Genomic DNA, 22,029 nt, shown 5'->3' with positions numbered 1-22,029 from the left:
TTCGCCTAAAACTCTCGTTCCACGACCGAGGCCAGGTCAAGGACTCACGTGCGTGTAGAAAGAAGTCTGACCACGCCGGAGCACGGACCACCCGCCGAATGTCGGAGTGATGTCTACAGCGTTCGACGCCCTCTTGGGATTAGCCGGTTTCGGATATATATGCTTGACAACGCGCGTTCCGACAGAATAATCATGACCATCGCTAAAAGTCCGGTGAACCCAACAGCCACATAGAGAGTGCAAGTCTGATCAGAGTAGAACGCGCCGAGCGCACCGATGACGACGGCGCCAACGGCTGCAATTCCTCGAAGATGGCGCAGGAGACGATCCGCCACAGTGAAGTCGTCAACAGACTTGAACATCGCCTTCGTCGAACGACGAATCGTATACCAGAAGCTCAACGCTCCGACCACGTACATTGCAGATAAAAACACAAACCACACGTCGGGAAAATCGATTGCAGCGGCCAGCGCAATGACGGAGCTACCAAGGATGAGCGGAATTAGTGAATCCATGACGCCGAGTGCCCACCGGAATATTGCTAAGAACCAGACGTAATTGTAGAAGATCACTAGGGATGCGATAAAAACCGTGAAAACTCGTAATCCAGGCGCGATCAAATCAAAGCTAGATTGATCTCGAGCGATTGTGCTAAACGACATTGCTGCAGTGCCTAGTGCGATTCCAAGGACAATACTTAGCGCCGTAACGTACGCATTGGGAAAGATCTCGATCGATCTTACTTTAAGCACTTCCCGGTCGAGTACCTGAAGTTCCGACGGCAGCTCGCCTCCGTCGGGCCCCTGCGCCCGTCGCGCTCTCCCGACCGCGGCAAAGAAGACCATCACCGCGAGCAAGGACAACAACTTGGCCGGATTGAAAGCACGTGCCATGGCGGACCCCCGTTGATCGTGAGCGGAAGGCTACCGCGGTATGCTCGTCGCCACAACGTTTATCCGCAGACTAAACGAATTTACCACTCTCCGCTCTCAGCACTCGGTCTCACTGACTCGCGGAGTAGTGGAACATGTAAACGCGCTTCTCTTTCGGCATCCAACGTAGATCAACTACAGCCAGGGCTTGAGTCAGCTTGTAAGAGTAAATTTGCGGTATCTATGCGTGCAGAAGGGCGACCATCGCGCGGACTCTTGCGGTCAGCATCAACGACATCAATCACACTGTCGCAAACCGAGTGGTCGCCATATCTGACCCGGCGCCAACGCCAATTACCGCATTGACCACCTCTGGTTTAAGGCTACTCGTCGCAGGACGCCGATTCCGCTCATGTGCCCCGATACGTCTAAGTGAGGTTAATTTCCGACGATGTGGTAACGGTGCCGACCCGAGAACCACAGCTCGGTCTGGAGCGACCGTCGGTAGGTGCCGAGGAACCCGATCGGTTTGACGAATACGTCGACTTTCCACGAGAGACCTCCGACCGCGGGCAGTTGGTCCCCGCGCTTCTTCAGGTCCGTATACCAGGAGTCCGCCGCTGAAGTAACGAAGATCGCTTCTCTTCCGCTCGGTTTTCTCGGAAGCAGGTACGCATTCGAATCCACTTCGCCTTGTTGCCCGAGGTGACCCGAGAGGTGCAGAGAGTCCCCCTCCAGAAGGTTGATCCACTCATAGCTTCGCGCGTTAGGCGATGCCAGGTACTCGTGCAGCCATCGGTGCCAGCGATCCGGCAGAGGTTTCCCAGACTCGGACGACGGAGTGCAAGGCTGTCGAGCATGGCCGACCGGGAACACGGCACGGCGCCGAAGCAGCCACGCGAGGATCACGTCGAGGTTGCCGTCGGCATCCCACACCTCCGCGACCAACCGGAGCGTGGGGTCGTCCGTCGGCTTGCCCGCCTCGTACCACCATGTCAGTCCGCGATCCGGGCGCGTCCAGCCGAGGCGGTACAGCAGGAGTTGCTGCAGCGCTGACCAGTAGCCCAGGGACTGAGGGTGCGAGTCCCCCCACGACGGTGCGGCTGGGATCCGGCCATACGAACTGTCGAAGCTCGCTGCTCGCAGCACATCGGGCACTCCCCAGAACCACTCGAACTGGCCTCCCAGGTCAGCGTCGCGAGGAGTCGCCCTCGCGGCGTCGCTCGAGAAGCGCGTTCGCTCGATCAGCTGATCCGCATTCTCCACAGTTGCCCCCACACTCGCTCGGAAGACCGGAGCAATGATGCCAAGTAGACGAGCTCGATAGTGGCCGACGTGCGCCTCTATCAATTCAGTAGGTCATCAACTGCCTCAGAGCCTGACTGCGCTGGCGAAACCATACCGAGCGCTAGAGCCTATGCACCTCGCCGCGCCAGACTCCCGCAACGAGGGAGACCCGCGACAGCTCGGTTGCGACGGCACCAAGCTTCGCCCTTTCCTCGCCCACCGGCCGAGAGGCGCGGGAGCGGCGGCGGCGAACTCGAAGCACCATGCAGTCAAAGTCTGGCCGACCGACACCACGTCGATCGCTCGCCATGAACGGGCCGTGCGTTTCCTGTGTTCGTGGGAACCACGTTAGGCGTGGGCTCCGCTTGGTGCATCCGCGCGTCGCAAGATTGGATTGAACTGACATTTACTCAGTGTTTCGACGCTGGGGGTGTGTGGCACTCCTGGCTCCTAAATACCTCGCGGTGAGGAGCTACGCGGGTGGCTCCGCCCGGTCCTCGAGACGCGGGCGAACGCGTCATTGTCCGCGATTGGCGTCGATGGCGTCGCCGACGCTCGTGGCGTCGAGACCGTCGGTCATCTGGTTGTTCACAAGCAGCACCAGCAACGTGCAGATGCCATGACGAGGCGTCGAGCGTGGTTCACCGTGGCTGGCTCGCCAGTGACCGGCTACGGCGAGGTCCTACCTGAGCTATAGATTGAAGATCTTGTGATTCTTGAGGGCTGGTGACGATGCGAGCGGACTCACCGTTGTGGCGGGTGATGGGCGACCCCGCGCAGGCTGTAGAAGCCGCAGCGCTCGCGCGCGTGTGCCAGCTACTCCCGGACGACGGCATCGCGCGAGCGTGGGCGAACGTCAGCTTCACGGACAGCGACGGCAAGCTCAACGAGGTCGACGTTCTGATCCTCACCCGGGCGGGTCTGCTCCTCGTTGAGCTGAAAGGCTGGCACGGAGACGTCTCAGGCGACCAGCACAGCTGGACGCACGCAGGCCGGCGCGAGCCGAACCCCCGCAAGCTGGCCAATCTGAAGGCGAAGCGGCTCGCCAGCGTTCTGAAGGATCTCGCGCGGGCAAACGGTGCTCCCGCCAACACGGTGCCCTTCGTCGTCGAGGCTGTCGTCCTGCACGGTCAAGACTCACGGGTGAATCTCGATCGATACGGGTCAGAGGCGGTGTTCGCGCTCGACGGATACAAGGTGAAGAGCGCCGGAGAGCCCCTCCGATTGTTCTCGGAGTTGATCGCGGCGCCGCCGGCGCACAGCTTCATCGATCGCACCGCAGCGAAGACCATCGATGCGCTCATGAACGCTGCTGGCCTGATGCCACGCGCCAAGCAGCGGATGATCGGTCAGTTCGCTCTCGACTCGAGCGAACCACTCGGTGAGGGTCCCGGCTGGCAGGACTTCCTCGTCACCCACCCTCGAGCCAAGACGAAGCATCGCATCCGTCTCTTCCCGTACCCCAAAGGATCGAGCAAGGACGCTCGCGCAGAGATCGGTCATCGTGCTCAGCGAGAGTTCCGGCTGACCTACGGCGTCATCCATCCGGGCATTATCGGACCCACTGAACTGCTCGACTCCGAGGAGGGTCCGGCCCTCGTCTTCGCCTACGATCCGGATGAAGCGAGCCTCGGGGAGTACCTCGCTGGGCATGCCGACGAACTCGACTTCACGGATCGCGAGCGTCTCATACAGCAGCTCGCCGAGCTGGTGCGATTCGCCCATGGGCAGCGGCTCACCCACCGCGCCCTGTCGCCGGTCAGCGTCCGAGTCACATCGAGCGCGGACGGGGCGACCCTCCGCATCCGCGACTGGGATCTCGCGCGCCGACCGGAAGCCGGAACGACGACCGCCACGCTGCTGTCCCGCGGGATCACCGACATCTTCGGGCTCGTGGAACAGGACGCAATGCTCTACCTCGCTCCTGAAACGCTGCGCGGTTCGGCGCCGGATTCGGCGCAGACATTGGACGTCTACGGGCTCGGCGCGCTCGCCTTCCTCCTCCTCACTCAGCAGCCGCCCGCCGCGAACCTGCCTGCACTCGAAGCACTCATCGCGTCTGGCGCAGTGGGCCTCGACCCGCGGGCCGTGACGCCGGAGGTCTCGGACGCCCACGCAGCGGTCATCCTTGAAGCGACCGCCTTCCGTGAAGAACTCCGCCTTCTTGATGTCGGGGAGTTCCAGACCTCGTTCGAACTAGCGCGACGAGCCGTGCGATCCGAAGAACAACCGGTGCCCGCTCTCGGCGACCCGCTCGATGCCGCGATCGGTGACATCGTCGGGGAGCGGTTCGAAATCGAGCAGCGTCGCGGCTCCGGCTCAACCGGAGTGGCGCTCCAGGTGACCGATTACGACAGCGACCATGATCACGTCATCTTAAAGCTTGCGAAGGACGATGCGGCCGCCGCGCGGCTCGCCATCGAAGCGGAGGTCCTCGACCGATTGGACAGCCCCCGCGTCGTGAAACGACTCGACGGGCCCCTCTCGATCGGCACTCGCCAGGGGCTCCTGATGACGGACGCGGGGCGAGAGACGCTTGCCGACCGTATCCGCCTCGAGGGGAAGGCGACCATCGAGCAGCTGGAACGATGGGCAGACGACCTCTTTGAAGCGGCTCACCACATGGCAGAACGCGGCGTCTTCCACCGGGACATCAAGCCATCGAACCTCGCGGTGAAGCCCGACCCAGGGAATCGGAAGCCGCGGCTCATGCTGTTCGACTTCTCCCTGGCGGAGGAGCCCCTCGAGAACGTCAAAGCGGGCTCGCGCCCCTATCTCGACCCTTACCTCGGGTCGGGCGGGCGGTCGCAGTACGACAGCGCTGCCGAACGCTTCGCCATCGCCGCGACGTTGTTCGAACTGTCGACGAGCTACCCGGTCTGGTGGCCCTCGGGCGATGCGCCGATCAACGCGACGGATTCACCTGTCGTCGAAACCTCGTCTTTCGATCCGAGCGTTGCCGAGGGCCTCAGCGCATTCTTCCGGGCGGCGCTGGCACCGAAGGTGTCGGACCGGCACCTATCGCTCGACGAAATGCGGAAGGCCTGGAGCACAGCACTCGTAGGCGCACGAACCGACGAGCAAGACGCGGACGCCAACGACGCGAAAGCAGCCACCGCTACGCTCGATACTCCGCTATCGGATGCCGGGCTGAGCGCCCGAGCTCTCTCAGCCCTCAGCAGGGTCAAAGCGAAGACGGTCGGCCAGCTGCTGGGGATCCCGCCGATGACGATCAATGGAGTTCGTGGCCTCGGTGAGCAGGTGCGGCGCGAGATTCAGTCCCGGATTCGCGAGTGGCGTCAGCGGCTGACGTCCGCGACCGAGATCGTGGAGCCACCAGCGCAAGCAGGACGCCGCTCCGTCGAGTCCCTCTTCGGTTCGGTCTCGCAGAAATCTAGCGAATCCGTGGAAGACCAGTACAGGCGACTGCGCAAGAACAGCACGCTGAAGGGCCCTACTGCAGACACCGCTCGCTGGGTGCAAGAGCTCGGAGGAATAGCGACCCTCGACGAGGTCTCGACGAAGTTGCTCCGCGAGTACGGGTCAACGCTCGATGAGGGAAAGCGGAGACAGCCTGCGAACGAAGTCGTCCGCACGATCCTCGAGCTCGACACTCGCTTGAGTGCGCCTCGCTTCGTCTTCCAGACCCTTCGGCAACGATCGGGCACCGCCGTCGCGTTCGCTCCGGACGATGGCAGCGGCTTCTCGTTCGACGACGCGGAGCTCCACCTCGAGGTACTGCTGCGGCATGCACAGCTGGTCGACCGACTCCTCGTCGATGAGGACGTCGTCCCGGCGACTCGCCTTCGCGAAACGCTGCTCGCCGAAGACGAACCGGCTCTTCGACTCTCCAACTCCCGGGTCGCTCAGCTAGCTGTCGGGCTGTCTGCAACGGGGCGCCTCTCGTCGGTCGGGGAGGCGTATCGAGCTGATCTCGACCCCGCGCGAGCTGTCGAGTTGGCGCTTCGCGGCGCTGCGACACAGGACCTCGCAGTCGTCACGATCGAGCAGCGCGTCCGTGCGCGCTTCCCCGCGATCCACACCATCCCGAGGCGACCCGCTCTCGACATCGCCGTCATGACCGCGATGCCGTATCTCGAGTGGCGCGATGACGAGGCCAGGTACAGGCTTCGCGATTCCGACCTGCAGTCATCGAGTCGCACGGGCACCTCGACGGTGTGGGGGCGGCCTGCCGATGATCCGGTGATCACGAGTCGGCTGACCGGCTCCCTGCGAGACAAGGGCGCCCTTGTTCTCGTCACCTCGCGTCAACGGGGGCTCGCTCTCACGGCGACTCGCCTGGCACGCGAGTACGGACTCCGGGTCGTCGATCTGGCCGATCTCGCACTCAACGCCCTGAAAGCGACGGCGACAGCGAAACAGGTCAAGTGGCCCGTCGTGATTCGTGCTGATGGCCAGCCATCGGGTTCACAAGATCGACGCAACCTTTTCACTCTCGCTCGTCTGGCCATCACTCCTGCCTGGCAGAACCTTCTGGCCGAACCGGAGCCGATGATCTTCCTGAACTCTGCCCTGTTCGCTCGCCTCGATCTCGCCGATCTGCTCGCAGAGGTGACCGACCTCGGCACGTCGCGGGCCGCAGCGCGCTGGTTCCTCCTGCCGAGGCCGCTCTCCAGCGGCACCCCTGACCTCGACGGGTCGCCCTTCCCCTTCGGCGCGGACGGATGGCTCGAGTTGTCACTCGGCGCACTCGATTCCACCGGCTCCGAACTACCCAACTCAACGACGCACCGAAAGATCGGCACCCCGTGATCGACTCAGCCCTCCTCCTCGCCGATCTGAAGCTCCAGCTCAAGCTGCTCGACGCGGACCTCCGCACACGCGCCGACGACGCAGACAACCCGTGGGGAGCGCGCCTCCGCGAGGAGCACGGCACTGCGACGCGGCGCGAGCGCACAGGCATTGCCTGGATCGCCTGGCGCGATGGCGAGGTCGCCCAAGCCGCCGTCTCCTGGATTCTCGCAAGTGTGTTCATCCGCTTCGCCGAAGACAACGGTCTGCTCGCCGGCGCCCAACGGAACGACCGTCCGATTGCTCAGCCGTGGTTCGCCGCCCCTGGCGAGGGGCTCGACAGGGCTGTGGAGAATGAAGCCGCGTTCTACGCAGCCTCCCCGACCATGACCAGCCGCGACTGGATGCACGACGCCTTCCGCGCTCTCGCCGATCTGCCCGCCGGACGGACTCTCGTCGACCCGCAGCACTCGGCTGTCTGGCATGCACCGATCTCAGCGGACGCGTCCGACAGGTTGCTCGCCTTCTTCCGCCGAACCACTCCGAGTGGCGAGCTGGTGCACGACTTCGGCGACGCCGACCTGGGCACTCGCTTCCTTGGCGACCTGTACCAAGATCTGTCGGAGTACGCGAAGAAGACCTACGCGCTGCTCCAGACGCCAGACTTCATCGAGGAGTTCATCCTTGATCAAACACTGACTCCAGCGATCGCGGAGTTCGGACTCACCGGGCTGAAGCTCATCGATCCTGCCTGTGGATCCGGGCACTTTCTGCTCGGCGCCTTCGAGCGACTGACCGCCGAGTGGGCCGCCGTCGCACCCGGCCTCGACAGGGGCGAGCGTGTGCAACGCGCGCTCGACTCCGTGCACGGCGTGGACCTGAACCCCTTCGCGGTCGCCATCGCCCGCTTCCGCTTGACCGTCGCGGCCATCAAAGCCGCCGGCATCCCGACACTGACCGCGGCGCCCGCCTTCCGCTACCGCCTGGCGATCGGTGACTCGCTGCTCGGCAGCGCGAGTCAGTCATTCATGCTTGATCTCAGCGACAAAGAGTACTTCGAGTACAACACGGAAGACCTCCGCGACTATGCGGGAATACTGGCAGACGATCAGTACCACGTCGTGGTGGCGAACCCCCCTTACATTCAGCCGCCGGACGCAAAACTCCGCGATCAGTACCGTGCGCTGTACTCAACTTGCCACGGTAAGTACGCGCTCTCAGTACCGTTCATGGAGCTTCTTTTTCGCCTTGCGAAGCGCCATAATGGCGCAGGATACGTTGGTCAGATTACATCGAACTCCTTCATGAAGCGGGAGTTCGGCAAAAAGCTGATTCAGACTTTTCTCTCAGGCAGCTTTACGGGCGTTTCGCCTAATTACGTAGACTTAACCAGTGTGATCGACACATCCGGCGCGTATATCCCTGGCCACGGCACACCAACAGTCATACTGACGGGAAGACCACGAAGACCTTCCCAAAGTACCGTTCGTGCGGTATTGGGAGTACGGGGTGAGCCTGGCCAGCCCTCTGTGCCAGCCGAAGGACTTGTTTGGAGAGAAATTACAGATCTTCTCAATGACCCTGGCCACGACGGGCTATTTATCTCTGTCGAAGATCTACCAAGAACCACCTTCTCCACCTTCCCCTGGTCTTTGTCGGGCGGCGGCGCGGGGGAATTAAAGTCCCTTCTTGAGAATCGTTCTGATCTAAAGCTCAGCGATGCAACGAGCTCAGTCGGTATCACCAGCTTCACTTTAGAGGACGACGTTTTTGTTCGCCCTCGAAGTGCCTTTGAACGGCAGGGCGTGAAATGCGTGCGACCTATGGTGCTTGGCGACAAACTTCGCGACTGGTCCTTCAGCGGTGAAGACATGGCCTTCTACGCATACGACGATAATTTTCGTCCGAATCTGGAGCAACTTCCTAAAACATCGGTGAGAACGATGTGGCCGTATAGAACGAGTTTATTTGCCAACTTGCTTTTTGGCGGCATCACTAAACGCGCGGCCGGGATGCAGTGGACTGAGTTTGGCAGGCTCACATCCAGTAAATTGCGTGCACCACTCACGATCACGTTTGCGTTTGTGGCGACACATAACCACTTCGTGCTTGATCGTGGAGGAAAAGTCTTCAACCGATCGGCCCCGGTGATCAAGTTGCCGGCGGGGGCGACGGAGGACGACCACTACGACCTGCTCGGCGTCCTCAACTCCTCCACCGCCTGCTTCTGGCTCAAGCAGGTCAGTTATCCAAAAGGCGGCGATCCCGTTGGAGTTGACGGCGCGCGCGTCAGCGCGGAAAGCTGGAGTGATCGATACGAATTCACCGGCACTAAATTGGAGGAGTTTCCTCTCCCCGCCGACCGGATGCGTGACCTGTCCCGAGCTCTCGACGAGGTAGCGCGAGCACGCGCCGAACTTTCACCGCGGCACGTGCTTGCCACGTCCGGGCCTTCCTCTCTGCCTGAAGCACGCGCCGAATGGCTAAGACTCAACCGTACGCTTGTGGCGTTGCAGGAAGAGCTCGATTGGAGAATCTATGTCGCCTACGGCTTGGCCGACAGGGAGCTAGCAACAGAGGTGCCAAATCTCCTGGAAATCGGTCCGAACGAGAGATCTTTTGAGGTTCGGCTTGCTCGCGAACTGGCCGCCGGCGCCGTCCAGACATCGTGGTTCACCAGGCACGAGCGCGAGCCCCTCTCTACTCTCCGCTCGAATCTGCCCGCCTGGTACCGCGAATTGGTGGAGCGGCGGGTGGATGCAATCGAAACGAATCCGTTCCTCAAATTGCTCGAGCAGCCTGAGTACAAGCGCCGTTGGGCAGGTGCAGATTGGGAAGATCTGCTTGCAGAGGCCGCACAGGATGCGCTCCTCAGCCATCTCGAGCGCGCCGATCTCTGGCACGACGCCTCGGGTCGCCCGCTCGTGCGCTCCGCCGCGCAAGTGGCGGATGAGCTTCGCCGCGACGATCAGTTCCGCGAGTTGCTTGTGATTCACGCCGGATCGCAGGACTTCGACCTCACCGTCGAGGTGGGCAAACTACTCGCTCTCGAGGCAGTCCCCGCGCTTGCGGCGCTCCGCTACAAGGCGACCGGTCTCGAGAAGTTCCATGAATGGGAGCGCGTCTGGGAGCTCCAGCGAGCGGAAGATCGCGGCGAGCTCGTCGAGGTGCCGGTGCCTCCGAAGTACAAGCCGGTCGATTTCCTCAAGATCAATTACTGGTCCGCCCGCGGGAAGCTCGACGTTCCCAAGGAGCGGTTCCTCTCGTTCCCCGGCAGCACGCTCCCAGACGATTCGACGGCTCTCTTCGGCTGGGCCGGCTGGGACCACGCGGAGCGCGGGCAGGCGATCGCCCGTCTGACGAACGAGCTGTCCCGCGCGGGCGCACCGTACGAGCAGGTCATCCCTCTCGTCGGCGCCTTGATTGAGCTCGAGCCCTGGCTGAAGCAGTGGCACGATGAGCTCGACGCCCGCAGCGGTGTGAGCCCTGCCGTCGCGATCTCCGGACTCATCACGACGCTGCTCGAGCGCCTCGGTCTCGGCAGAGACGACATCGCCGCCTGGCGGCCACCCGCGTCGACGCGCGGAAGAAGGAGCTCCTCATGACCGACTACTCCCTGAACTCTCCCCTGCGAGACCTGATCCGGCTCCCGGAACGGGTCGAGGCGGCGGACTTCGTCATCAAGCTCGATGAGGGTGTCGCCCGGCATGAGCAGACCATCAAGGACTACGTGGTCACCGAGGCGATCGCCGGCGCGCTCGCGGACGGACTCGATCTCGTCACGAGCGCCCTGCGCAGTCAGTCGTCGCGCGGCTCGTTCCTCGACGGCTCCTTCGGCTCCGGAAAATCGCACTACATGGCGGTGCTCCACCTCCTGCTGTCGGGCAGCATCGCGACCAGGCAGATCCCTGGGCTCGCACCCGTCATCGCCACCCGCCAGGAGACCCTCGAGCGCAAGCTTCTCGTCCTCGACTTCAACCTGCTCGGCGCACGCTCCTTCGAGGATGCGATCTTCGGCGGCTACCTCGACACCGTGGCGACCAAGCATCCCGACGCGCCGGCACCTGTGCTGCACGCGAGCGACTCCCTCCTCGCCGATGCGCGAACGCTCCGAACACGCATCGGTGACGACGCCTTCTTCGACGGCCTCGGTGGTGGCGATGCTGCATGGGGAGATTTCGGAGCATCGTGGGATGCACGGAGCTTCGACGCTGCCGCTGCGCTAGCTCCCGGCGCCGCCGACCGGGACCGCCTCGTTGGCGATCTCGTGTCCCATTACTTCACCGGGTATGGGCGCTCTGGCGAATGGCTGCCCATGAAGGACGGGCTGCGGGCTCTCTCCTCACACGCGAAGTCGCTCGGCTATCAGGGCCTCGTCTTCCTGATCGATGAGATCGTGCTCTGGCTCGGCCAGCACCTCGCCGATCAGGCGTGGGTGCAGGGCGAGATCGAGAAGGTCGTGCAGCTCGCCGAGAACGCCGCCGCGAATCTCCCTGTCCCCATCGCGTCCTTCCTCGCTCGGCAGCGCGACCTCCGCGACTTCCTGGGATCGCACATCGCGGGTGCCGAGCGCGCAGCGCAAGGGCAGCTCTTCCAGTACTGGGAGGACCGGTTCTCGAAGATCAAGTTGCAGGCCGCCGATCTACCCAGGATCGTCAAGCAGCGCCTCCTCCAGCCGATCTCGCCCGATGCCGCGACCACTCTCAGCCGCGCCCTGACCGAGGTGAAGCGGGACTACGCATCCTGGGGCTACCTGCTCAGCGACGACGCGAACTCCGACGAGCGCGCCTTCGCCGACGTCTACCCGTTCAGTCCGGCGCTCGTCGACACGATGGTCGCTCTGTCGAGTCTCATGCAGCGCGAGCGAACCGCGCTCAAGCTCATGGCCGAGCTGCTCAGCGACGGACGCGACGTGTTGCTGGTGCGCGATGTGATCCCGGTAGGCGACCTGTACGCGCCGGTGGTGCTCGGTGGATCGCAGCCCCTTTCCGAGGAGATGAAGCAGCACTTCGCGATCTCGCGGCGCTTCTACGAGTCGAAGATGAAGCCCTACCTGCTGCGCAAGCATGGGCTCACGGAGAGTGCCGTCGCAGGACTGCCTCGCGGACATGCGTTCGTCACCGAGGACCGTCTCGCGAAGACCGTGCTCATCGCTTCTCTCGCACCGGAGGCCACGTCGCTCGCGAACCTCACCGCCGCAAAGCTCGCCGCGTTGAACTGGGGAACGATCGACGCCTTCATTCCCGGCACGGAGGCCGAGCAGGTGCTCTCCCTCGTCCGTGGTTGGTCGAGCGAGTTCGGCGAGATCAGCGTCGGCGACGGCCCGGACCCGATCATCACTGCGACTCTCAGCGGCGTCGACTACGACTCGATCCTCGACCGGGTGCGGACCGAGGACAACCTGCACACCCGACGCGAGATCGTCCGCAAGTTGATCGCGGCCGAGCTGCAGCTTCCGCCGGATGACACGCTCGTCGGGAAGCGTCTGACGCACGTCTGGCGGGGTCACAAGCGAGTCGTCACCGTCAAGTTCGGCAACGTCCGAGACGACACAGACGTGCTCGACAGCGATCTCCTGCACAGCGACCCCGAGTGGCGGGCGGTCATCGACTTCCCCTACGACAGCGGAACGCACTCTCCTGCCGACGACGTAGCGCGGCTGCGGAAGCTCCGCGAGGGCACGCGGGGGTCGAACACCATCGCGTGGATCCCCAACTTCCTGTCGGATGCGCGCCAGGCCGATCTCGGCAAGCTCGTCCTGCTCGAGTACCTCCTGACGGGAAGCCGCTTCGACCAGAACGCCGACCACCTCGCGCAGGCCGACCGCGGACCCGCTCGTCAGACACTCGAGTCGCAGCGGCGGACCCTCCGCGACGTCCTCACGACCGCGCTACGGCAGGCGTACGGGGTGAACGCTCCTGACGAGACGAACGTCGGCAGCGACCTCGCCGGCAACGAGATCTTCTCGGCGCTCGCGCCCGGTGTCCCCATCAGTCCGCCTCCGACCGGCTCCCTTCTCGCTGGTCTGCGGCACGCTCTCGAGACCGTCTGGCGGGACGAGTTCCCGGATCATCCGGATCTCGGGGCTGAGGAGGTCACCGATCGGCGACTTGCGGAGGCGCTCGGCCTCGTCACCTCGACGGTCGAGCTGGGCGGGCGCCGCCAGGGACTCGCCGCCGCCGAGCAGCGCCTCGCACGGGACATCATCGCTCCCTTGGGGCTGGGTGCACAGAATGAGAACGTGCTGGTCATCGACGCCACGAACTTCGGCTGGGGTGGGCGCTTTGCACGCTGGGAGGGCGAGCTCGCTCCTGCGATGACCGTCGGCGCTCTCCGCGGGAAGCTCGCGTCGTGGGGCATGACACGGGGGATGGAGGACGCGGTCCTTATCACCTGGGCGCTCCTCGGCAACTGGGAGTTCGGCGGCGGCGTTCCGACGATCGGATCCTTGCCTGACGGAGCGAGCCCTCGGAAGGCGAACCTGCCGAGCATGGAGGACTGGGATCTCGTGCAGCAGAGAGCCGGGTCGATCTTCGGGACGGTCCCGGAGGTGAACCTGACTCCGCGCGCGGTCGGCCGTTTCGCTACCGCTCTTCGCGCCGCCGTCGCGAGCAGTCGGGTCTTGACACTCAGCGCCGCCCTCGAGATGCACGCGGGGGTGCTCGGCATCGATGTGGCCGCCGCAACTGGCCGGTTGGCCACAGCGCGGCGAACGGCGGAGCTTATTGGAGCGCTGTCTGCCACGATCGGCGACAAGGCGCTGATCGAGACGCTATCAATGTTCGACCTGCCGACAGAGCTGAGCTCCTTCGGCAGCGCTCACCGCTCGGCCGAGCGGCTGGCCTCGGAACTCAACGGCCTCGACTGGGACATGATCGCTGCGGCACAGGCCAAGCACGACTCCGCGTTCACCGAATCGCTCGCGCAGCTGCGGGAGGCCGCGGTGGTCGACGAGTCCGTCGTGTCACTGGAACCACGCTTGAAAGACGCTGCCGCGAAAGCTCGGAAACTGGTCATCACCCTCGACCCTCCTGTGGTTCGTCCTCCCCTCCCTCCGATTGACCCGCCGACGCAGGCCATTCACCGACGCCGAACCACTGTCACCGACCTCGATAAGGCGTTCGACACACTCCGCGCCGAGATCGAGCAGGAGGCTGGCACCGACGGCAGCGTCACGATCACCTGGCAGGTCGACTGAGCATGCCCGCACCGACCGTGACCGAGCCTGCCCTTCGTCAGCACCTCGCTGCCTGGCTCTCGAGCGAGCGCCGACGCGCGAGGACGATCCTCGTCCGTGCACAGCCGACGTGGTCGGGAGCAGAGACGCTCACCGTCGGCAACGCCACCGTGCGCGTTGTGGAGGGCGTCTCGGGGCTCGCCGCGCTCGACGCGATGCGCTCCGCGAGCGAGGACGAGTTCATCGCCGTGCTCACCTCGCTGACCGAATCCGAGCTGGGTACGGCGGTCGTGCTCGATACAGAGACGCAGAAGGTCACGGATCTGGACGAGTGGAACATCGTGCCGGCGCTGTTCGGCGCGCGCGAGTATCCCGCCCAGCCTGTTCGCGCGCTCGGGTCCTGGGTTCCGCGGCTCCTCGTCTCCCTCCGCCGAGAACGCGGGTTCACGCCGGCTCCGGGTGGAGTGCTCTCTGCTCAGCACGTCATCCAGTCGATGCTCGTGGCGATGCTCGGCCTCGACCGCGTCGACGCTCTCACTGCTTCCACCGCGCTCGCGACGCTCGATGACCCCGGGGTGAAGGCCCGTCTTGCGGACCTGGATGAGGAGTCACGCGCTGGTCTGATCAGGGCGACCGCCACCCATGTCGAGCAGCACCTGGCGATGGCGCTGCGCGCCGCGTGCGCTCCTGGTGGCGTCTCCTCCGTCGCGGTGGGACTCGTCGTCGGTGAGCTGTGGGCATCCGGACGCGTTGCACCGGACACCGCCGTCGCCGCCGCCCGCGTGAGAATCGAGAGGTACGTGGGGACGGCGCCGGGCGCATCGGCTGCGCAGCGCTACGGCGCCTCCGCGAAGCTCATCGCCCAGCGATGGCTCGCCGACGGCAACGAGCACGCTCGTTCCGTCCTCGACCAGGCTGAAGCGCTCTGCGGAGACCTCGGCTGGGCCGAGGGCGCGGCGGCATCCGATTTCCTCCACGCCGGCCTTCGCGCCCGCGTCTCGGTCTTCGCGGAAGCGGTCGAAGCCGCTGCAGCCGTCCCGAGTGCCCGTGCATCTCTCGCCGTCGACGATGCGCTCTCGCGGATCGAATCGCATGGCGCGCGCTCCTCCTTCGAGCGGTCCCGTTCCACCGCCCTCATGGCGGCGCGCCTCGTCCGGTGGCTGAGCGGCTCTCGCGCCTCCTCCGTAGGCCTGAGTTCCGCGATTCTCGCCTACGCGGCGGACGGCTCCTGGGCGGAGCGGGCCCTCGGAGACCTCTGGGACGGTGACACCGATCGAAGCCTCGCCGGCGCGTACCGCGCGCTCGCCTACGCGGTGCAGACCCAGCGTCGTCTCGCGGACGCCACCGCTGCACGGGCACTCACCGGCGATCTGTCGACGGATGACTCCGTGCTCCCCGTGGAGAGCATGCTTTCACGCCTCGTCGTACCGCTCAGCACGCACGGCCCGGTCCTCCTCATCGTTCTGGACGGCATGAGCGTGCCCTCGGCGGTGGAACTGGCGACCGACCTCCCCTCTCGGGGCTGGACGGAGGTCGTCCGGAAGACGTCTCTGCGACGCGGTGCCGCCCTCGCAGCTCTGCCGACCGTGACGGAGTACTCACGCACCTCGCTCTTCTCCGGAGCATTGCGCAAGGGAACGCAGCAGCTCGAGAAGGCGCAGTTCGCCACCGCGGTCGATGGAGTGGTGTTCCACAAAGACGATCTGCGTTCAGAGCCCGGACACGCGCTACCGCCGGCCGTCAGCGACGCGATCGCCGACTCCGGTCGAAAGATCGTCGGCATCGTGCTGAACACGATCGATGATGCATTGGCGAGCGCCGATGTCGATTCACTCCGCTGGAGTCTGCGCTCGATAGCGCACCTCGAAGCGGTTCTCGACGCCGCGCTCGAAGCCCGACGAACCGTCATCCTCACGTCCGATCACGGGCACATCGTCGAGCGCGGCAGTGAGCTCCGGAGTGTCCCGCAGTCGCCGGCGCGGTGGCGCGAGGTCACCACGGGGACCGCACTGGCCGACGAAGTCCTCGTCAGCGGCCCGCGCGTCCTCGCCCCCGGCGGCAGCGCGGTGCTCGCCGTTTCCGACGGCCTCCGCTACGCCTCGAAGAAGGCGGGCTACCACGGAGGCGCAGCCCTCGCCGAGCTGACCATTCCGATCCTCGTCGCCAAGCCCCGCGGTGCTGGTGACCCGGCCGGTTGGGTGGAGGCTCCCCCTCAGGAGCCGTTGTGGTGGAACGAAACCCTCAGGGCGCCGACGGCTCCGCCCCCTGCATCGCCCAAGCGCAGGGCGACGAAGACGAAGGAGCCTGCGGCGACCGTCGGCTCGACGCTGTTCGAGATCGAGCCGACCGCGGAGGAGGCTCCCATATCTCGGCGGAGCACCGCCGAGCAGCTTGTCGCGAGCGACATCTATCGAGCACGCCGCAAGATGGCCGGTCGTCACCCGATCGAGGACAGCGTCGCAAGCGCGATCGTCGCGGCTCTTCAGGCAGGCGGCGGTCGCGCGCATCGCGACACCCTGGCCGTCCGGGCTGCCGTTCCGGGTGCGAAGATGCCCGGTCTCCTCGCGGCGTTCCGCCGGGTCCTCAACCGGGACGGCTACCTGGTCATCGACACGGATTCAGACGGGGTCACTGTGGTTCTCGACCTCGCGCTTCTCAAGGAGCAGTTCGAGTTGGGTACTGGATCATGACGGCCGTCAGCCCGCGTCGGCGCCGCGAGATCATCGATGCCCTGCGCCGCGGCACGGTCCCTCAGCGCGGACTGGATGTCATGGCCGTCGGTCTCGACCGCTTCGAGGCCTCGGTGATCGACGAGCTGGACAGCGTCTCGGACGGCGGTGCGGTCTTCAAGGCCGTTCGCGGCGAATACGGAGCGGGCAAGACCTTCTTCGCGCGGTGGCTGACGGAGACCGCGAAGCAGCGAGGATTCGCGACTGCGGAAGTGCAGATCTCGGAGACGGAGACACCGTTGCACCGTCTCGAGACGATCTACCGCAGAGTGACCGAGAACCTCTCGACCGAGGCGACCCCGCCGAGTGCCTTCCGCGAGGTCGTGGACGGATGGCTTCGGGTCCTCGAGGAGGATGCGATCGCCTCGGGTGCCTCTTCCGTCGACCGCAGCGAGGTCACGCGGCTCACCGAGTCGTTGCTGGAACGGCGTCTGGCCGCGGTGTCCAGCACGGCTCCCGCTTTCGCTGCCGCCCTTCGGGGATACCACGTCGCGACCGTCGCGGGAGATATCGAGACCGCTGACGGGCTCGCCGCATGGCTCGCCGGGCAGCCTCACGTCGCGGCGTCCGTCCGACGCGTCGCGGGTGTGCGCGGTGACCTCGACCATTTCGGCGCGTTCGGATTCCTCCAAGGTCTCCTCGCCGTTCTCCGCGACTCGGATTACCGCGGCCTCGTGCTGGTTCTGGATGAGGTCGAGACCCTGCAGAGAGTGCGCAGCGACGTGCGCGAGAAATCCCTCAACGCGCTCCGGCAGCTTCTCGACGAGATCGACGCGGGACGCTTCCCTGGCCTCTACGTGCTCATTACCGGTACGCCTGCGTTCTTCGACGGGACACAGGGGGTGCAACGTCTCCCTCCACTCGCTGCTCGGCTCGGAGTCGACTTCAGCGGGGATCCTCGATGGGACAACCCCCGGGCGCCGCAGGTGCGGCTCCTCGGGTTCCAGCGCGACAGTCTCCTGGAGCTGGGCACGCGCGTTCGTGGCATCTACATCTCGGGCAGTGCCGAGGCCGATCGGATCGCGGCACTCGTCACCGATGACTACCTCGAGGCGCTCGCGCAGACTGTGGCCGGTCGGCTCGGGGGCAAGGTCGGGATAGCCCCACGGCTCTATCTCCGGAAGCTCGTCGACATTCTCGACAAGGTCGAGCAGTTCCCCGATTACGTGCCGACGGAGGCTTCGTCCGTCACCGTGTCTTCAGCGGAGCTGAATGAGGACGAGCGCGCAGCGGCCGGCGGACTCGACGCAATCCAGCTCGATGTCTGACGGCGCCGAACTGGCGGGCGCGCTCGAGTATCACGTCGCGAACACGCTCGGCTGGCATGACCTGCGGCCGCTGCAGCGGGCGGCGATCGAGCCCGTGCGCTCCGGCGCCGACTGCCTTCTCATCGCCCCGACCGCCGGAGGGAAGACAGAGGCGGCGGTGTTCCCCCTCCTGTCCCGGATGGTGGACGAAGGATGGAGAGGATTCAGCGTCGTTTACGTCGCTCCTCTGAAGGCTCTGTTGAATAACCTCCTCCCTCGGCTCGAGCAGTACACCGCGTGGCTCGGCCGACGGGTCGCGCTCTGGCACGGAGACATCGGAGACGGCCCTCGTCGGGAGATCCTCAGCGAACCACCGGACATCCTTCTCACGACCCCGGAGTCGCTCGAAGCGCTGCTCGTCTCTCGACGAGTGGACCACCGGCTGCTGTTCCGCGGACTCCGAGTCGTCGTCGCCGATGAGATCCACTCGTTCGCGGCCGGTGACCGCGGATGGCACCTGCTCGCGGTCCTGGAGCGGATCCAGCGCATCGCGGAGCACCGTATTCAACGCATCGGACTGTCCGCGACGCTCGGGAATCCGAGCGACGTCCTCGCCTGGTTCCAGGGATCGAATCTGAATGCGGGCATCGAGAGCCGGGTAGTGACTGCCGGAGATCCACCGGTGCCTCCGGATGTCACGCTCGATTACGTCGGCTCGACCGAGAACGCCGCAGTCGTCATCGCCGCACTCCACCCCGGTGAGAAGCGGCTCGCCTTCTGCGAGTCCAGGAAACAGGCGGAGGAGCTCGCCTACGAACTGCGAGATCGCGGCGTCACCACGTTCATCTCGCACTCCTCCCTCTCCCTGGACGAACGCCGACGAAGCGAACAGGCGTTCGCCGAGAGCCGTGACTGCGTCATCGTCTCAACGTCGACCCTCGAGCTCGGGATCGACATCGGTGACCTCGACCGCATGATCCAGCTCGACTCACCGCGATCGGTCGGGTCGTTCCTACAGCGACTCGGCCGGACCGGACGGCGGGCCGGCGCAGCGAGGAACGCGCTGTTCCTCACCACCGAGCACGAGACCTTCCTGCGTGCAGCCGGATTGCTCCACCTGTGGGGGACGGGCTTCGTGGAGCCGATCACTCCGCCGCCCTCCCCTCGGCACCTCGCGGCGCAGCAGTTTCTGGCCCTCGCTCTTCAAGAAGGCCGATTCGCTCGGGACTCCTGGCATGAGTGGTGGCCGGGAAGCCTGGTGATGGCCAACGGCCAGGAGGTGCTCGACTACCTCGTCGAGGAAGGCTTCCTCGCCAGCGACGGTGGCTGGGTCTTCATTGGACCGACCGCCGAGAAGAAGTTCGGAGGCAAGAACTTCCTCGAGCTCCTGAGCACCTTCGTGGCAGATCTCGAACTGACGGTCGTCCACGGGCGGAAGGAGATCGGTGGAGTGGCGCCGATCTCTCTGAGTGCCACGATCATCCGCGGCGAGAAGCCGTTGCTGCTGGCCGGGAACGCGTGGAGGGTGGTCTCCGTCGACTGGGGTCGACACCGCATCGAGGTCGAGCCGGAGATCAGCCGCGGCAATGTGCGATGGTCGTCAGGCGCGCTGCCCGAGTCGTTCGACATGGTCCGCGCCCGCAGAGAGGTTCTTCTCGGCGCCGAGCCACCCGTCCAACTGTCGGAGCGTGCCCAGAAGGCGTTAGCCACGGGTCGAGAGGGCTGGTCGAGCCGGCTGGACGTTGCGGGACTCGTGCTGACTCGCGGCTCCGCTCACGTCGAGCTCTGGAGCCTGGCCGGCCTCAAGGCGCACGAGACGCTTGCTGCAGCATTGCCACCAGCATTTGAGGCGCGATCAACAAACGAGTCGATGCGTTTCGCTTCTGCATTCGACGTCTCGGTTCTCCGAGAGGCCATCCTGGATACTGCGCTGCCTTTTATCTCGCCGGACGCCGTCTCCGGATTGAAGTTCTCGGCGGCGCTGCCACCGGACTTCGCGCGCGCGACCCTGGCTGAGCGGTTCGTCGACCGAGTCCATGCAGCGACGGTAGCTCGTGAACCCATCGTGTCGAGGGCTGCGACCGAGGGTTAGGTCTTCACCCAGGTCGCTCGTTCTGGCGAATTAGAGTCGTCGTCCGCTGCCGCGGTCTAGACCTCACCGAGGGCGGACCCCTTAGCGGGCATTAGAACTCGAACACCGTGTCCGGATCATCCCACGCGGCCCGAAGCTCCGCGAGGTTCCCGAGGTCGGCGAGAGGGGAGGTACGGGCCACCTCGACGATGCCCCCCACAACGACGCGGAGCGCCTCCACGTCCCCTGACTGCAGGGCGACGTCGAGGCCCGCGAAAAGCCTCTGATGCGTCTCACGTCGCTCCGCGAAGATCTGATCGAAGTATTTCTTCAGTACCCGCTCCGAGGCCTCGATGCGCGCCACTTCAGTCTCGCGATAGGTTCGCAGCTTCTCGCGCTTCGTGCTCTCCGCCTCGTGGATTTGAACGGCTTCACGGCTGGCGTCGATAAGTTGAGTCAGCGCACCGAGTGCGTCAGCGGCAGTGAACTTGCCGGCAGCGGCGGAGACTGCTCTGCTCGTCCTCGACGGCACGGGAGTCGTCTTCTTCGCCTCATCGGTCATTGCGAATCACCTCGTCCTCCTCGCGATACTTAAGCACCAGTTCACTTGTCCTTTCGTCAAGATCGACGTCTTCGTCGACGATCGGCGCCGTAGCGACGTCCCGAACCGCCTTCACAAGCACGACCGCCTTCTGGAATCTCTCCGCATGACGCTCGACCTCGAACGGTTCGGATTCGAGCAGATCGATCGCGGCCGCAGACTCTGAAATGAGCCTAGCCAGAATCGAGTCGACCTCGCCCACTCTCTCCTGGACCGCGAGTAGAAGCCCATTGCGGGCGTCCAGCTGAGCGATTCCAATCTCGATCTGGGTCTGATACGCAGCCGCGGCACTTTTCTCTCTGGTTCCACGGTTCTTGACCGTCAAGCCCGCGATCAGCGCCGTCGGTCCGATCACTGCGACGTTGAGCATCGTCGCACCTAGGGCCATCCCGCCGCCCCCGGCCGCTAGCGAACCCCCTCCCAGCCAGGCCAGCGTCGCGCTTGTCGCAGCCGCTCCACCCAGTCCGGAGATCGCCGTTCCCGTGCCTGCCGCCGCGAAAGAAGCAACGCCGGTGCGCATCACGATCGGAGCAGCAACCCCGGCGATGGTCGAACCGACGACTCCCCGCACCCATCCCGCGACGTCCGCGTCGAGCTTGGCGAGCCCCAAAACCTGCTGATCTGCTCCGTCTATCCCATCGAGAATCAGATGCTCGCTCGCGCGTACCTGCTTGTTGTGCCGAACAAGAAAAGCCTTCATCCGGAGAATGACCTCCCGGTGCGCGCGTTCCTGGGTAATTCCCAGAGCCCGAAGGCACTGATTCGTCTCCTCTACTGCTGCGACGTGAATTTCGTGTCGCGCCTCGTAAGCGGCTTGGTGCGCTTTTCTGTCGGCTCTCGCCTTCTTGATCTGAGCTCCACCCCAGATGCCCGCCGCGCCGCCTCCCGCGCCGGAGACGGTAGTCGCAACGACGATTGCGAGTGGGATCAGAGGTAGAACCACAGTGATGTCTCCAAGCGTTGGACCGCTGCTTCGCAGCGATCGGTCACCCGTGGCGAATGCGGTTCAAGCCTAGGTCCTAGCGCACCAGGTCGAGCTCCGGAACTCAACGAACCGGGCTACCCGTACTTCGTGACCAGCTCGAGCGGGAACGACCACCGGACCGGCATGTCGACGGCGAGTTACCCGCGGCTCCCCGACGACGGCCTGAACCCGTGCGACGCGCTCGTCTGGCGCACTAGCTGACGATTCGCGTCCCTCGGGCTTCTGACTCCAGGGAGGCGCGACGCACGTGCAGGTCCATAGCCCTTCGGACCGCCCCGTCCTCGTCGGGAGATCGCCCGTACCCTGAG

General features: G+C 64.9%; 10 protein-coding genes. 6 read left to right on the top strand and 4 right to left on the bottom strand.

Annotation, left to right across the window (positions count from 1 at the left end):
• Positions 1-113: 113 nt before the first annotated feature.
• Positions 114-893, bottom strand: a complete 780-nt coding sequence (locus C5C56_RS17500) for a hypothetical protein (RefSeq protein WP_146086470.1) — start codon at positions 891-893, stop codon at positions 114-116.
• Between the two features lie 417 nt (positions 894-1,310).
• Entirely contained in the window at positions 1,311-2,138 is an 828-nt protein-coding gene (locus tag C5C56_RS09130; RefSeq protein ID WP_181137575.1) for a hypothetical protein, read from the bottom strand.
• A 783-nt stretch (positions 2,139-2,921) separates the two neighbouring features.
• Between C5C56_RS09130 and C5C56_RS09125 the strand changes: the two genes are divergently transcribed.
• From C5C56_RS09125 to C5C56_RS09100, 6 genes are read left to right on the top strand one after another with little or no spacing between them, the layout of a single operon-like run.
• Positions 2,922-6,932 carry an NERD domain-containing protein gene (locus C5C56_RS09125; protein WP_258065639.1) on the top strand — a complete coding sequence of 1,337 codons (4,011 nt, stop codon included), beginning with the start codon at positions 2,922-2,924 and terminating at the stop codon, positions 6,930-6,932.
• Positions 6,929-10,516 carry a BREX-2 system adenine-specific DNA-methyltransferase PglX gene (gene pglX / locus C5C56_RS09120; protein WP_219813883.1) on the top strand — a complete coding sequence of 1,196 codons (3,588 nt, stop codon included), beginning with the start codon at positions 6,929-6,931 and terminating at the stop codon, positions 10,514-10,516. The genes C5C56_RS09125 and pglX overlap by 4 nt, the downstream gene beginning before the upstream one ends.
• Positions 10,513-14,109, top strand: a complete 3,597-nt coding sequence (locus C5C56_RS09115) for a hypothetical protein (RefSeq protein WP_104319439.1) — start codon at positions 10,513-10,515, stop codon at positions 14,107-14,109. Before pglX ends, C5C56_RS09115 begins: the two co-directional genes overlap by 4 nt.
• Before the next feature lie 2 nt (positions 14,110-14,111).
• Positions 14,112-16,778, top strand: a complete 2,667-nt coding sequence (gene pglZ, locus C5C56_RS09110) for a BREX-2 system phosphatase PglZ (RefSeq protein WP_104319438.1) — start codon at positions 14,112-14,114, stop codon at positions 16,776-16,778.
• Positions 16,775-18,085 carry a BREX system ATP-binding protein BrxD gene (gene brxD / locus C5C56_RS09105; protein ID WP_104319437.1) on the top strand — a complete coding sequence of 437 codons (1,311 nt, stop codon included), beginning with the start codon at positions 16,775-16,777 and terminating at the stop codon, positions 18,083-18,085. The genes pglZ and brxD overlap by 4 nt, the downstream gene beginning before the upstream one ends.
• A complete protein-coding gene (locus tag C5C56_RS09100) occupies positions 18,078-20,156 on the top strand; it encodes a DEAD/DEAH box helicase (RefSeq protein WP_104319453.1) in 2,079 nt (692 codons plus the stop codon). The genes brxD and C5C56_RS09100 overlap by 8 nt, the downstream gene beginning before the upstream one ends.
• A gap of 91 nt (positions 20,157-20,247) precedes the next feature.
• Here C5C56_RS09100 and C5C56_RS09095 read toward each other — a convergent pair whose 3' ends face one another.
• Complete coding sequence (locus C5C56_RS09095) at positions 20,248-20,697, bottom strand: hypothetical protein (RefSeq protein WP_219813882.1); 450 nt, start codon at positions 20,695-20,697, stop codon at positions 20,248-20,250.
• On the bottom strand, positions 20,687-21,679 hold the full coding sequence (locus tag C5C56_RS09090; RefSeq protein ID WP_146086468.1) for a hypothetical protein: 993 nt from the start codon (positions 21,677-21,679) through the stop codon (positions 20,687-20,689). The genes C5C56_RS09095 and C5C56_RS09090 overlap by 11 nt, the downstream gene beginning before the upstream one ends.
• Positions 21,680-22,029 lie beyond the last annotated feature (350 nt).

The sequence above is a fragment of the Rathayibacter sp. AY1D1 genome, from assembly GCF_002932635.1.
Taxonomy (GTDB): domain Bacteria; phylum Actinomycetota; class Actinomycetes; order Actinomycetales; family Microbacteriaceae; genus Rathayibacter.
Note: the sequence above shows the minus strand (reverse complement) of the source record. Positions and strands in the feature narration are given on the sequence as shown.